The sequence below is a fragment of the Pseudalkalibacillus sp. A8 genome (assembly GCF_045920555.1).
In the GTDB taxonomy this organism is placed as follows: Bacteria; Bacillota; Bacilli; order Bacillales; family Fictibacillaceae; genus Pseudalkalibacillus.
This window is the reverse complement of the sequence record NZ_CP174509.1, coordinates 5,585,818-5,599,747: the sequence shown is the minus strand read 5'-3', so window position 1 is coordinate 5,599,747 and position 13,930 is coordinate 5,585,818. Positions and strand designations below refer to the sequence as shown.

Below are 13,930 nucleotides of genomic sequence, written 5' to 3'. Positions count from 1 at the left end.
TAGATGGAATCAAATAAAGGAAGTGGAAAATTGGAGAAGAGAACGATGGACTTTCAATTAATGGAACAAGCCGTATACGGTGGTGCTATATTAGGCGGCGGTGGTGGTGGATGGATTCACGATGGTTTGCAAAAGGGAAAATTAGCATTGGAAATTGGAGAAGTGAACCTCGTCACTGTCGATCAACTACAAGAAGAAGATTATGTAGCGTGTGTATCTCTCGTTGGAGCACCTGCTGCTAAACATCAATATGTTAATGCAAAACAGCTGTATTCAACAATGGAAATGCTTCAAAAGAATTTTCATAGTCCAGTAAAGGCGATAATGACAAATGAAAATGGGGCTGCTACAACAGTAAATGGTTGGATCCAAGCGGCTTTAACAGGATTACCTGTTATCGACGCTCCATGTAATGGACGAGCACATCCAACAGCGTCCATGGGGTCTATGAACTTATTAGTAATGGATGGATATACTTCTTATCAAGCGGCTGCTGGTGGGAAAGGTAGTTATGAAATTTCTGGTTTTGTGAATGGGACTATTCAATATACTTCCAATGTTGTTCGGCAAATGTCTGTAGAAGCAGGCGGTATAGTTGGTGTAGCGAGAAACCCTGTGCAAATTGGCTATATTAAGGAAAATGCAGCTGTTGGAGGAATTAACCAAGCAATTGCTTTAGGGGAAGTATTTTTAAAAGAAAAAGATCCACATCATAAAATAGAGGCAGTTGCTTCGAAACTTCAAGGTCGTGTGATTAAAGTAGGGAAAACACATGACTACTCAATTGTAACAAAAGGCGGCTTTGATGTTGGAACGTTATATGTCGATGATTTAGAACTAACATTTTGGAATGAGTATATGACAGCAGAAGTCAATGGCGAGCGCAAAGGAACATTTCCTGATTTATTGATGACCTTTGACATAGAAACAGGACTACCTATTGTTAGTGCAGAAATCGAAAATGGGCGTAATATCGCGGTTTTGTCTGTACCGAAGGAACACCTTTTACTAAGTTCGACGATGTCCAACAAAGGGTTACTTAAAACAGTAGAGTCTATCGTAAATAAACAAATAGTATTTAATTAGTTTTAGAGAAAGGGAGAAGGAAAATGTCACTTCAATTTACAATGCAATTTATCGAAATACTAGATGACCTATCAATAAATGGGGAAAAAATTATTGAGTATTTTAAAGAGTATGAGTATGTAGAAGCATCTTGTGAAACAGTCCAAGGGGATAAAGGATCAACCGATTTTATCAAAATATTAATTAAAGGTAAGAATGGAAAATCATCAGGTGGGTCGACTAAAACATTTGGACTAGTTGGGAGACTTGGAGGAATTGGAGCTCGTCCTTCTCGTATTGGATTGGTGTCTGATGCTGACGGGGCAGTGGCCGCGATTGCTGCAGCGGCAAAGTTAGCTGAAATGTCACAAAAAGGTGACAGACTCGAAGGGGATGTCTATGTGACGACGCATATTTGTCCAAATGCACCGACTCAACCTCATGAACCAGTAGATTTCATGGGATCACCTGTAGACATTTTAACGATGAATAAATATGAAGTACTGCCAGAAATGGAAGCGATTTTATCAATTGATACTACAAAGGGCAATCGCATAATTAATCATAAAGGTGTGGCTCTTTCACCAACTGTCAAAGAAGGATACGTTTTAAAATTCAGTGATGATTTATTACGCATTTTAGAAATGTCATCGGGTCAACTGCCTGCAACATTTACGGTAACGACACAAGATATTACTCCTTATGGTAATGAAGTGTATCATATAAACTCTATTCTTCAACCATCTGTGGCGACTGATGTCCCGGTTGTAGGGTTAGCCATTACTGCAGAATCAGCAGTTCCTGGTTGCGGAACAGGTGCTAGTCATGAAGTGGATATCGCACAAGCGGTTCGCTTTGCCATTGAAGTCGCGAAAGAATTTACAGCAGGTAAAATCTCTTTTTATGATGAAAAGGAGTTTGAACATCTTGTCGAGTTGTACGGTTCAATGAAAGTACTACAAACTCTTGGAAAGGACGCTTAAAGATGGGTGAGAAGATTGGTCTAATTACGATTGGTCAATCGCCTCGTATCGATTTAACTCCCGAAATGCAAGTGTTGTTAGGACCTGCGATATGCTTTGTTGAAGCAGGAGCTTTGGATAATTTATCGGAAGTGGAAATCGCGAAATTAGCTCCCGAAAAAGATGAGATTACTTACATTTCAAGATTAAGAAATGGCCAAAGTGTTAAGCTGTCAAAATCAAAACTATTGCCTTATTTACAACAAAAAATTAGTAAAGTAGAAGAAGAGGCATCAAGTTCAATCGTTGTATGTACTGGAAGTTTTCCGACCCTTGCGCATTCGAAACCATTGTTGTTCCCAGATCAGATATTAAAACATGTTGGAAAGTCTGTATTAGGAAATGGGACGTTAGGGTTGCTCGTTCCTTTAGAAGAACAAAAAAAGCAAATGGTAGATAAATGGGGTAATATACCTGTTGTTGTAGAATCTGTATCCCCATATGAAGAATCTGATTTTGAAGGACCTGCAAGGAAATTAAAGGATAAAGGTGCTACGATCATCATACTTGATTGCATGGGTTACAATGAAGCGCATAAGCAAATGGTAAAATTTGTGACGGGTCTCCCAACGATTTTATCAAGAAGTATTGTGGCTAGAGTTGCAGCAGAACTAGCATAGAAAGAACGGTTAGCCGTTCTTTCTACTACTATTATGTAACCAGAAAAGAGGTGAGTATTATTTATATATTTGCCTTACTAATGTTGAGTACTTTATGGGGCTCAACATTTTTTTGGACAAAAATATTATTGGTAGATTTTCATCCTATTTCGATCGTTTTTTTTAGATGTTTGTTTGGTGTTTTGTTTTTACTCCCATTTCTTATCAAACAAAAGGCTTTCTCAAAGATAAAACTATCTGCCTCATTAATAACTATTGGTTTATTAGGTGCAACAGTACCATGGACATTGATGACAGTGAGTGTGCAATACTTAGAAACCACATTATCAGGAATTATCAATTCACTTACACCTATTTTTGGTATGTTATTAAGTATTATCGTTTTAAAACATCGCCCAAAATCGTTGGACTGGCTAAGTTTATTTTTAGGATTTTTTGGAGTGGCTTTTATTTTTATCGTTCAAAATAAAACTATTCAATCTACTGAAATTTTAGGTGTGCTAATCTTGCTAGTTGCCACCTTTAGTTATTCATTCACAAGTATACTCTCAAGTAAGTATCAAAAACAAACATCTCCCTATATTTTAGCCTTTACTACATTGTTTACTGCAACGATAGTTTGTGGAATTATGATGTTTTTTGTTCAACCGGATAGTTATTCGAACTTATTTGAGCCAACAAATTTTTCTGTTTATCTTATATTGGGTATGTTAAGCTCAGGGCTTGGCTATGTTGTATTCTATTATTTAGTTTCGTATGGTGGGCCAGTTTACGTACTTTTTATAACATATATCATGCCTATAATAAGTCTAATGTTAGGGTACTTTTTCTTAGATGAGAGTGTAACCGGCAGCATGATTTTTGGATTATTTTTTATTTTAATAAGCATTACCTTAATGAATAAGGACAAGAGAAAGGAGAAGGGGAAATTTGAGTCAGCTTAATGAGTTTTTACCAATCGTAAATAATATGATGAAACAAAATGTATGTGCTTTTGGAGATGAACATGTTGTAGTTTTAACGGATTTTGAAAAAGAGGAAATTGGACGCCTTGTATTTGATAGTCTATGTAGACTTGGTTTTAAGGCTGATTTCGTATTAATGCAAACGAGATCCCGTTCTGGAGAAGAACCACCTGCTACGATAGCATCGATGATGAAAACCGCTGATATTTGTTTTTGCATTTGCCAACATTCTTTAACTCATACAAAAGCTAAGAAACAAGCAAGCTTAGCAGGAACAAAAGTGATTACGATGCCAGGGATAACGATGGATATGTTTACAGAAGGAGCCATGAAAGCTGATTATGAAAAAGTTGAGAAACTTACAAACTTATTTGCAGAAAAGCTAACTATTTCTGACAAAATAAGAATACAAACTGGGCAAAATAATGAGTATTTACTAACCATTAATATTAAAAGCAGAGAGGGAATTAACAGCACAGGTGTATTTAAAAAAAGCGGTGCATCTGGGAATCTTCCATCTGGTGAAAGCTATATTGCTCCTCAACTTGAAAAATCTTTTGGTGAAATTTTAATTGATGGTTCCATTGCTGGAATTGGAAAAGTGTCTGATCCAGTCTTATTAAAAGTAGAAAATGGTCGCCTAGTTTCTGCAAGTGGTTCGGAAGGTAAAAAACTTTTAGAGTTATTAGGTGAACGTGATGGAAGGTGCATTGCGGAATTTGGAATTGGAACGAATAACGCTGCACGAGTAACGGGAAATATTTTAGAAGATGAAAAAGCATACGGAACTATTCACATTGCCTTTGGTTCAAATCATACCTTTGGAGGAACTATAGACGCAGGTGTACATTTAGATTGTGTGACTAAAAGACCTTCAGTTTGGATTGGGAGCGATAAAGTGATTTCAAATGGTGACGTCTAATGTGAATGACCCCTCCTTAACACCCTTTCGGGATGTTTGAAGAAGGGGCTTCCTGTTTCGCAGACCGTTGCGTAGAGGGGTTTCCCGCTACGTCTTACATAATCTCCATAGGCGTAGATTATACTGTTCGGACACAACCTTGCCCTACAGTTCGTATGATTCAGTTTGTTACAAGTAATTCTTCTAATGCTTTTTGTAGGATGTTTCGTGCTGCGTTTTGGTCTCTATCCAACACTGTTCCGCATTTTGTACAAATATGAGTACGAATAGAAAGTGACTTCTTTACACGATTCCCACAATAGGAACAGTCTTGAGAAGTGTATTTTGGTTCTACTTTTTTCAGTAGTCCTCCATGCTTTTCGCATTTATACAAAAGCATGTTTCGGAACATTCCCCAACCTGCATCCGAAATGGATTTCGATAACCCATTTGGTTTGAAACCGAATTGAGGGAAAGTCATACTATTATAATCTTTATACTTTTTCTGTTTTGGATATTTTGCATCTTTACGAAAGAAGCTTTCAAACGCTTTTTATAGACGAACAAAGACTTCCTGTAAAGGCTGGGAAGGTACTTCTTTTAGAAAAGGATATTTCTTTTTATCTAGTATTTGTTGGTTTTGCATATCATAACGACTGTAATTTTCTTTGTTTTGTTTATATTTACGGTCTTTATCTAAAAGAGCAGAATTGTAGGTTTGACGACTATATTGTAACCAACGTTCTAGTATTTCTTTTTGTTCTTCTGTTGGATAGACTTTATATTTTTGATTTGTTCGATTGTTATCTTTAGACACAGTTGCCCCGTTGCCTAAGAGACAACGGGTAATGTGCAATCTTAGTGCTTATTATGTGGTTTATCGAATAACGCGTCTTTTCGTATACGGGCCAGATCGTATTATGAGGTCAACCAGTTATTTTCTGGTTGGCCATTTTTCATGGTTTAATATGAGTAGCCGGAGGAGAACGAACGGGCCAGTGGGACTTGAATGATCCCGTCCACAAAACTGTTCCCCTCTACTTGTAGAAACATGTGTGAGGCTGGTTGGGACGTTTCTGAACGATCTCGTATAACAAGCGAAGATATGAAACTACAAGGGGATAGAGGCACCGGCGAAATGGGAGAATTGGAGTGGTTCGAGAATGGATCCAGTCATCGGTCTGGATGTAGCGAAAGAAGAAAGCCAGATTCAGGCGTATTTACAAAGAAAGAAGCCTTATAAAAAGAGCTTTAAATTTAAGCATAATACGGATGGGTTTATGCAATTCCACGCTTTTTACAAAGAAGTAGAAAGAGAAGGACGTCAATCACCTACGGTGATTTTAGAATCGACAGGGCATTATCATGAACCTGTGACACAGTACTTTGATAAGCATGATATCGTGTATTATCTCGTGAATCCCATTGTATCTCATGGGGCAAAGCAAACGGGGATGAGAAAGGTCAAAACAGATGCTTTGGATGCGGCTCATTTATGTGAGTTGTACTATAAAGAAGATTTAGAACCTTATCAGAGAAAAAGTGTTCAAACCTTAAACCTACGTCATCTAACAAGACAACATGATGCGTTAACGGACTCTTATGTCCAAGTGAAATTAAAGTTTCAAACCGTATTAGACCAGCTATTTCCTGAGTACAAAAAGGTGTTTGGACATATCTATTCAAGGGTTTCGTTGACGCTCCTTTTGGATTTTCCTACACCAGAAAAGGTTTTGGCTGAGGATAGCGTGACATTAGGAGAACGTATTAAAACGCACTGTCATACGAGGTCTTATGCGTGGGCAATGACGAAGGCTGAACAGTTGAAAGAGGCAGCCAGGCAGGATCCATTTCAACGGACGCTCTACCAAAGCCAAATCATCAGTTTACAGATGTACATTCATCTTCTGTTGGAATACCAAAAGCATCTATCTGTATTAAAGGAAGAGATAGATGCCCAGGCTCAAGAATTGTATGAATATGATTTAATACGATCAATCCCAGGAATCGGGGACAAGATTGCGGCAACAATCCTGTCTGAAGTTGGGGAAATCGATCGCTTTCATCACCCAAAGAAGTTAGTTGCTTTTTCAGGGATTGACCCCAGAGTTCATGAATCAGGAAAATTTAAAGCAACCCAAAACCGAATGACCAAGCGTGGTTCAAGTAAGTTGCGTCAGGCTTTGTATAGCGCTGTGCAATGCGGTTTACGCAAGTCTCGCAACCCAAAACTCATCGCTTATTACCAAAGGAAGCGAGAAGAGGGGAAACCCCACAAGGTCGTTATGGGAGCCTGCATGAACAAACTCATCTATTGGTTATATTATATGCTTAAACGTAAAGAAACCTTTGTATAAGGTTAACACATAAACATATTTCCATAACCTTCCATTAACATTAGGGAGGTTATTTGGCATGTTATTTTTTATTGTATCATGTTTATAAAAAGAATTTTACCTTAGCTATTGACCTCTTATTAGCTGGTATTGTGGAATAAGTTATTATTGGTTTAACATTAAGCAAGGTGAACGGTACCAGTACATCTAATGAAAGCAATATGAAACCGTCACTAATTATAATGACGGTTTTCAATTTTTTACAAACATTAAGTCCATTAGAATATAATTTATACTGTTAATGTTAGCTAATATAGAGTAGTATGGGGGAATTATATTGAAGGTTACTACAATTTTATTATATGCTTTTGTATTGTTTAATATTTTAGGGTTGTTTTATTGGATTAGTACAATGTTATTTAATTGAAAATGTAAAGATTTAAGAATTAATAGTTAGTTTTTCTTTGTTAGATAGCATGGAGACAGTTTTTCTTCTTTTCTTTCTATTGATATTCAAAAGAGTATCTAACTTAAAATATTTATCGAGACTGAGATAATATAAATCTGATCTGAAAATTATTAATGAAAATGCACTTGTATAAAGAACAAGACTTATTAAATTCATATTTCCAGAAAGAATGAAGTTTATGTGCATAAAGAGACAAACAAGGAGAGAAGGAATGGTAAATAAACCTGCTATAAGGAATATACCAAGTATAATTTGGACAATTGGGATAACATAGTTCAATACCATCACTTGTTCTAAAGCTATATTTTCTAGGAAAAACTTATAAAAGGATGGGACATTGGATTTTTGTAAAGAATCTAATAGATATTCTCTCAAAAATAAACTTGGTTCTTTAAACCATGATTTTTCGGTAATTTTGGTTATCCCTGCTAGTAACCAACCTACTCCAAAAAGAATACGCATTAAAACAATAAGAGATGAAAAAAAATCTATTTTTTCATTTTTTATTATTTTCATTTAAAGATTCCTCCTTACTCTCCATTAGGGCATTTATTTTTCCGTAGGGCAATTTTTTTGTTAAAAAAATATTAAAATTAATTAGATTTTTCCTGAAAATATATGCCTTATGGGATAAAACGTTTCCTTTATACATAAAAGTTTACCATATGCAAAAAATATTGTAAATATATGTAGAACTAATAAAATTTTCGGTGAAATATGGCATCAACAAGCGGCTCCGTACCAAGACCAAATGATTATATTACCCATGGGGCAATCGAAATCTCAACAGATGGAAGTAACTGGCGGGTAATAGGCGAATACGGGGATGAACCAGAAATCTCCCTCTCGTTAGAAGAGGAAGAACAAGCAAGATTCATAAGGTTCAAGGTCCTGACCGACCAAACAAGCTGGGCACAAATAAGAGAATTTATCGTGAATTAACTATATCTCCCTTTAAATCTTCAGTGCCAGGCACCATTTTCAATCCCTTGCGCCACAAGGCTTCTCAGATGGTGCCTGGCGCTATTTTAGTTCCTTTCTCCCCCAACGCTTTTCAAAAGGTGCCAGGCACCGATACTACAATAATTTGTTGTATTTCTTCATTTCTTCTTATTATCCCATTGTTACTAATATCCAATAATTATAATTTTTTTACAAAAATGAATCTTTTTACCGTTATATTCGTCTAATATGGTAGAGTCTTACAACTGGTAACTTCAAGAGGGGAGAATGAAATGAATAAGATCTCTATCATAGTACCTATATATAATACTGAAGAATTTTTAGAGGAATGTATTTTTTCGATTATTATGCAGAGTTTTGGAAATTTCGAGCTTCTTTTAATCAACGATGGGTCTGGTCCAACTTGTACAAATAAAATAAATGAACTTTCGAAAATTGATAATAGAATAAAAGTTTTCCACCAGAAAGTACGTAAAGGCGTGGGAGCAGCCCGTAACCTCGGAATAGAAAAGTCTACAGGTGATTACATATATTTCATGGATAGTGATGATTATCTTGGGGAGAGTACCTTACAACTCCTAATGAAGAACATCACAGACCATAAGATGGTTACTGGAAAGCAAGTCAGGACGACGATAAGCCATGAAAATGAAGAAACCGCGGTGGCCCTGGATACTGAAGTGGATCCAGACGTTCATGTTTATCAAAATAACATCAAAAAGGTATTTAAAAATCGATCAGTATTACATAGGCTTATCTCTAAAGACTTAGTAAAGGACAAGAATATCCGTTTTTCAGAAGAGGTAGATTGTTATTCAGATCTGTCCTTTATTTTGCCTCTTTTAGTCGATATGGATGAGGTCCCTTATATAAAAAACGCCTTTTACTTCAAAAGGAAAAGAAATGATCCCATCACGAACCCAGCAATCCTGCAGTTGGATGCGGAGATAAGGATCAAGGATTTCATCACCATTTACAATCAACTGAAAGAAGACTACAGAGACAATAGCGAAGCTGTTAATTTTTTAGACAACCATATGATCAATTTTTACAGGAAAACGATTGTTACGTTCTTAAAAGAAGAAAACAACATCAACTTGATTTATAAGCAACTTGTTTCATTCGCAACAAAATTGGACCAACAGTTGTTATCTAAGAAAAGCATCATTGTTCGAAGAGAACTGAATGCATTGGTGAAAAATAATCGAGAAAAATTCGAGTCAATCAATCGATTACATCAACGATTAAGAAAAGTGAAATATGCTTTAAGTGGTAGAACAAAACTCTACACGCAATTATATCGATCCGTATTTACGAAACTCCCGTTAAAAGAGAAGACAGTCTTGTTTGAAAGCTTCTTAGGGAAAAACTATTCCGATAACCCGAAATATATCTATGAATATATGCTGAAAAATCACCCGGACTACGATTTTATCTGGATTTTTAAAGAGCCTGGGAAGAAAATTCTTGGTAATTCGAAGCAAATCAAACGATTCAGCCTCAAGTATTATTATTACATGGGTACCGCTAAATACTGGGTAAGCAACTCGAGGATTCCAAAGCGGTTTGACAAACGGGAAGGGAACGTTTATCTACAGACCTGGCACGGGACTCCGCTCAAGAAACTAGTGTTTGATATGAAGGATATCCATTCGGCTAATCCGAATTACAAACGAGATGTGTACATCCAATCAAGACGGTGGGATTACTTGATTTCTCCCAACCAATATTCAACAGAGATTTTCGGAAGTGCTTTTAAGTATGATAAAACCATGCTTGAATACGGATATCCGAGGAACGACATCCTCTATACAGGAAATGATGAAGCGACGATCAACGAGCTTAAACGAAATCTCAATATCCCCGTTGATAAAAAGGTAGTCCTATATGCACCGACATGGCGGGATAATGACTTTTTTGAAGCTGGTAAATACAGATTCACCTTACAATTGGATCTTCAAAAAATGAAAGAGCAGCTCGGTGATGAGTATGTCGTTCTTTTGAGAATGCACTATTTCATTGCAAACCAACTGGACATTACAGAATTTGAAGGATTCGCTTTTGATCTATCAACCTATGATGATATCGCAGAGCTTTATTTAGTATCAGATATCCTGATCACGGATTACTCTTCTGTGTTCTTTGATTACGCCAACCTGCGCCGACCGATTCTCTTCTACACGTATGATTTGGAAAATTATCGCGATACATTGCGTGGATTCTATATCGACATTGAAGAGGATGTGCCTGGCCCGCTGTTAAAAACAACGGATGAGGTAATCTCAACGATTGAAAATATTGAACATGTCCATAACCAATACAAAGAAAAGTATGGTCGCTTTTATGAGAAATTCTGTTCATGGGACGACGGCAAAGCCTCTGAAAAAGTCGTCAAAGAAGTATTTGAGGTTAACTAACAATCTCAAAACATTAAAAATCGTTGTGAGAGGGACCGGTCTTTCAAATTAGAGTTATACAGAATATTCCAATTCAATAAACGGGCAGTATTTCTGGAAGGTTCGATATGTCTGAATACGTGTTAAGTGGGCTAAAACTAAATAATCTCAGTGATTATTAGATTATGGGAGACTTTATATTGGGCGTATTTATAAAAATCCTAACAGCGTTCATCTCCTCAGTTATGTTAGCTGTTATTATTAATATCATTTTTCCTCCTCCAAAGAATCCAGGTGTAGGTGCAGTTGTAGGAGATCCATCTAGTCTTGTATTCATTTTTTCTTTGCCAGTGTTTTTATTCATAGGCGTCCCGACTTCTTTATTGATCGAGTGGATCGTTAAAAAAATGAGATTTACTAAACTTATTTTCTTATACAAGATAGTGATGTACATAATTGCAGGAGGTTTAATTGGTGGTATTGTAATATTAACTTTTCCATTAGGACCAACTATGTTCAGATATACATTAATCTTAACCATTGGGAGCTCTCTATTATATTACATATTTCTTTCTGTAATTTTGATTCTTAGAAAATACACAAAAAAACCTGATATTTAAAAATAGGTGACAGTGCCGAAATAAGGAAAAGGAATATTAAAAAGGAAAGATAACTTCAACTATATTCTTCTTTCAAGGTTTTTACAATGGCTTATGCTTTTGAGAAGTTACCCCAATTAGTGGATCATCGAAAAACAATGCTTAAGAATGGTAATTATTCAAAACGAAACACAAGCTTAAAAGACTGCTGGCGGGCGTGGCATCACTCGTTAACAAAAAAGATTTTGGCAGGATCTACTGCTGTTGCCTTTGGGAAATACCATATAACGTTAGGTTGGTCTGGTGTTGGGTACCATCTTATCATTGAACCAAAGAATATTGTTCATACGCCAAGAGGTCCAAGAGCGCGTATTGTGTATGCTAATGACATTATGCTGAGAACTTACAATGTAGGGAATTGGGCCATTGGCATTTGTGTAGCCGGGGATTATCGGTATGATGAATTAGACGATACTACCAAAGCGACGATTGATGAACTACAGGAGGCATTAGCAGCTGACAATATCGGAAAAGGGGACAAATCACACAATGAGTTTCCAGGATACTCTTGGAAGGCTTGTTGTGTTTTTGATTATCAAAAAGTGTTCAAGTTCCTGGATGGGAAAAAGCCGGTCGTTAAGACGATTAGTGGGCCATAAACCTTTAATTTTAACTGGTTCTGTTGTCTTAGTATTAAATGAAAAAAATGAACTGCTTTTACAACATAGAAAAGATGGTGGTTGGGGATTACCGGGTGGTTTAATGGGATTAGGGGAAAGTCTAGAGGATACTGCTAGAAGAGAAGTAAAAGAGGAAACGGGACTTACAATTGGAGAGCTTGAGTTATTAGGAATTTTCTCAGGTCCAGAATATTACTTCAAGGTCTCAAATGGTGATGAATTATAATTTAATACATCCTATTGCAGGTAATGACAGCTACGCTGTTGTTACCCCTCTTAGCTTTTCTTGTTCAGGAGTACGATTGTCTTTCTCTTCAAAGGATCCGTTTGTCCGGGATTGGCGAACCCACTTATCAAACGCCGATGGTGTCAGCTCGTATTCTTTAATAATTTCTGCTCTGGGTTTTTCTGAAGAGTGCAGCTGGACGATCTGTTCTTTAAATTCTTTAGAATAATTTCTTCTATTTCTTCTGGTCATATCTATCCCCCTTAGCATTGATTTGAACTAAGTCTATATGACCTTATCGAATCTGTCCAACCAAGTGTAGCCGATTCATAACTATAAAAATATTCAAAGTAACTATTACCATAGTCCATACGAACTGTATTAAGAGACATAATATAGTTGTAACTCTATCATTAAAAAAGAAGTAAATAAGTTATTAATTAAACCTGTATTCGATAGAGTGAAAATAATTAAAAGGAGTTGATTATTTTGCCTTTTCCAGAGAACACAGAAGGTGCTGGTAAAGTTATTGCGAAAGGGACATTTGGATTTAATGCTACTCCGGGTGCCCCGTTCTCTGCCCTAATTGAAAATGCAGTTCCAGAAAATTATGCAGTATCTATTATAAATAACTCAAGTGTAGATATAAATATTAGATATATTCTATTTAATGGAACTCAAGTAAATCGAACTATACCGGGCGCGGCCATTGCGAACTTTGAAAACACTAAGACATTTATCAGTAGTGTGCGAGCTGTTCAGGTTCAACTTGATGAGGATAATCAAATAGCCGGTCAGTATATGCATGTACGTTTAGATGATAGTGCTTAATTCAAATCAAAAGTTTTATGCCTGTTCTCTTAAGATGACGTAAGACAGTTTGTGTAAACAATTTAAGACAAAAAAGAGGTAGGGTACCCCTCAGAGTAAACGACCAAATCTACTAGAGAAGAGTTACCCTACCTTGGTATGTCAACACTAAACTGGACAGATTTTAAAGGTTCATTGACTTGTATTCTGTTGGGGTTAAGTAATCTAGTGATCCATGAATGCGAATATGATTGAACCAATGAACATAATCAAAAAGTTCAAGGTCAAGTTCGTGTTGGTTAGGAAAGGTACGACCGTGGACAAACTCTGTTTTGATGGTCTTAAAGGTAGCTTCAGCGACAGCGTTGTCATAGGGCGTTCCTTTTTCACTTAAGGATCGCTCAATACCACAGGTTTTGAGTGCCTGATCGATGAGTTGGTTTTTAAACTCACTTCCTCGGTCGGTGTGGAATAATTCGAGCTGATGAAGATTGTATGGAACGGATGCAAAGGCACGTTGAACTCTTATGAGAACCAGCACTGTAGCCAATGATTTTACGATTATATAAATCGACGAGAATACAGATGGAATGCCATTTCTATATATGATTTCCCTGTTAATGAGTGGTCTAAACTTAGCTTTCTATTACCTATGTAATGTGAAGGGAAATCAGAACTGGCTATTGATAAAATTAATTCGTTTTCAATCTCCATCCACACGCCACACCTATGTCGTTCTCCTGGAGAAGATTTAATATCAGATGATAATCCATCGACAATCCTTTGAATTAAGTGCTTTGCTGAAGTCATTATTACTTTGCTGTCCATATTTCTTGTAGTCATTTTATTTAAAGCAGATATGTATGATTGAGAATTCT

General features: G+C 36.5%; 12 protein-coding genes and 4 pseudogenes. 11 read left to right on the top strand and 5 right to left on the bottom strand.

The features are described 5' to 3' along the window. Positions 1–45: 45 nt before the first annotated feature. From ACJROX_RS28070 to ACJROX_RS28050, 5 genes are read left to right on the top strand one after another with little or no spacing between them, the layout of a single operon-like run. Positions 46–1,086, top strand: a complete 1,041-nt coding sequence (locus tag ACJROX_RS28070) for a DUF917 domain-containing protein (RefSeq protein ID WP_408008462.1) — start codon at positions 46–48, stop codon at positions 1,084–1,086. Between the two features lie 23 nt (positions 1,087–1,109). Continuing rightward, positions 1,110–2,048 carry a DUF1177 domain-containing protein gene (locus ACJROX_RS28065; RefSeq protein ID WP_408008461.1) on the top strand — a complete coding sequence of 313 codons (939 nt, stop codon included), beginning with the start codon at positions 1,110–1,112 and terminating at the stop codon, positions 2,046–2,048. 2 nt (positions 2,049–2,050) lie between these two features. Continuing rightward, positions 2,051–2,707, top strand: coding sequence for an AroM family protein (locus ACJROX_RS28060; protein ID WP_408008460.1), 657 nt, complete (start codon positions 2,051–2,053; stop codon positions 2,705–2,707). 50 nt (positions 2,708–2,757) lie between these two features. Then, on the top strand, positions 2,758–3,651 hold the full coding sequence (locus tag ACJROX_RS28055; RefSeq protein ID WP_408008459.1) for a DMT family transporter: 894 nt from the start codon (positions 2,758–2,760) through the stop codon (positions 3,649–3,651). Further along, positions 3,638–4,594, top strand: a complete 957-nt coding sequence (locus tag ACJROX_RS28050) for an aminopeptidase (RefSeq protein WP_408008458.1) — start codon at positions 3,638–3,640, stop codon at positions 4,592–4,594. The genes ACJROX_RS28055 and ACJROX_RS28050 overlap by 14 nt, the downstream gene beginning before the upstream one ends. A gap of 160 nt (positions 4,595–4,754) precedes the next feature. Here the strand turns inward: ACJROX_RS28050 and ACJROX_RS28045 are convergent. Continuing rightward, positions 4,755–5,390, bottom strand: a pseudogene (locus ACJROX_RS28045) (RNA-guided endonuclease InsQ/TnpB family protein). A 346-nt stretch (positions 5,391–5,736) separates the two neighbouring features. Between ACJROX_RS28045 and ACJROX_RS28040 the strand changes: the two are divergent. Further along, on the top strand, positions 5,737–6,930 hold the full coding sequence (locus ACJROX_RS28040) for an IS110 family transposase (RefSeq protein WP_408008457.1): 1,194 nt from the start codon (positions 5,737–5,739) through the stop codon (positions 6,928–6,930). Positions 6,931–7,348: 418 nt separating this feature from the next. Here ACJROX_RS28040 and ACJROX_RS28035 read toward each other — a convergent pair whose 3' ends face one another. Further along, positions 7,349–7,894 carry a hypothetical protein gene (locus ACJROX_RS28035; protein ID WP_408008456.1) on the bottom strand — a complete coding sequence of 182 codons (546 nt, stop codon included), beginning with the start codon at positions 7,892–7,894 and terminating at the stop codon, positions 7,349–7,351. A gap of 201 nt (positions 7,895–8,095) precedes the next feature. Here ACJROX_RS28035 and ACJROX_RS28030 point away from each other — a divergent pair, with 201 nt between their 5' ends. Both ACJROX_RS28030 and ACJROX_RS28025 read left to right on the top strand, forming a co-directional pair. Continuing rightward, entirely contained in the window at positions 8,096–8,320 is a 225-nt protein-coding gene (locus ACJROX_RS28030; protein ID WP_408008455.1) for a discoidin domain-containing protein, read from the top strand. Between the two features lie 293 nt (positions 8,321–8,613). Then, positions 8,614–10,758 (top strand): CDP-glycerol glycerophosphotransferase family protein, encoded by a 2,145-nt coding sequence (locus ACJROX_RS28025; RefSeq protein ID WP_408008454.1) that lies wholly within the window; start codon positions 8,614–8,616, stop codon positions 10,756–10,758. Between the two features lie 157 nt (positions 10,759–10,915). Here ACJROX_RS28025 and ACJROX_RS28020 read toward each other — a convergent pair whose 3' ends face one another. Then, positions 10,916–11,278 (bottom strand): hypothetical protein, encoded by a 363-nt coding sequence (locus ACJROX_RS28020; protein WP_408008453.1) that lies wholly within the window; start codon positions 11,276–11,278, stop codon positions 10,916–10,918. A gap of 216 nt (positions 11,279–11,494) precedes the next feature. Between ACJROX_RS28020 and ACJROX_RS28015 the strand changes: the two genes are divergently transcribed. Together ACJROX_RS28015 and ACJROX_RS28010 are read left to right on the top strand one after the other, a co-directional pair. After that, complete coding sequence (locus ACJROX_RS28015; protein WP_408008452.1) at positions 11,495–11,995, top strand: hypothetical protein; 501 nt, start codon at positions 11,495–11,497, stop codon at positions 11,993–11,995. Continuing rightward, positions 11,955–12,236, top strand: a pseudogene (locus tag ACJROX_RS28010) (NUDIX domain-containing protein); the annotation flags it as partial. The gene ACJROX_RS28015 and the pseudogene ACJROX_RS28010, both read left to right, overlap by 41 nt. Positions 12,237–12,293: 57 nt before the next feature. Here the strand turns inward: ACJROX_RS28010 and ACJROX_RS28005 are convergent. Continuing rightward, a pseudogene (locus ACJROX_RS28005) lies at positions 12,294–12,494 on the bottom strand (transposase); the annotation flags it as partial. Positions 12,495–12,731: 237 nt separating this feature from the next. On the opposite strand from ACJROX_RS28005, the gene ACJROX_RS28000 reads away from it, so the two are divergent. After that, entirely contained in the window at positions 12,732–13,073 is a 342-nt protein-coding gene (locus ACJROX_RS28000; protein ID WP_408008451.1) for a hypothetical protein, read from the top strand. 163 nt (positions 13,074–13,236) lie between these two features. Here ACJROX_RS28000 and ACJROX_RS27995 read toward each other — a convergent pair. Continuing rightward, positions 13,237–13,651, bottom strand: a pseudogene (locus ACJROX_RS27995) (transposase); the annotation flags it as partial. Positions 13,652–13,930: the final 279 nt, after the last annotated feature.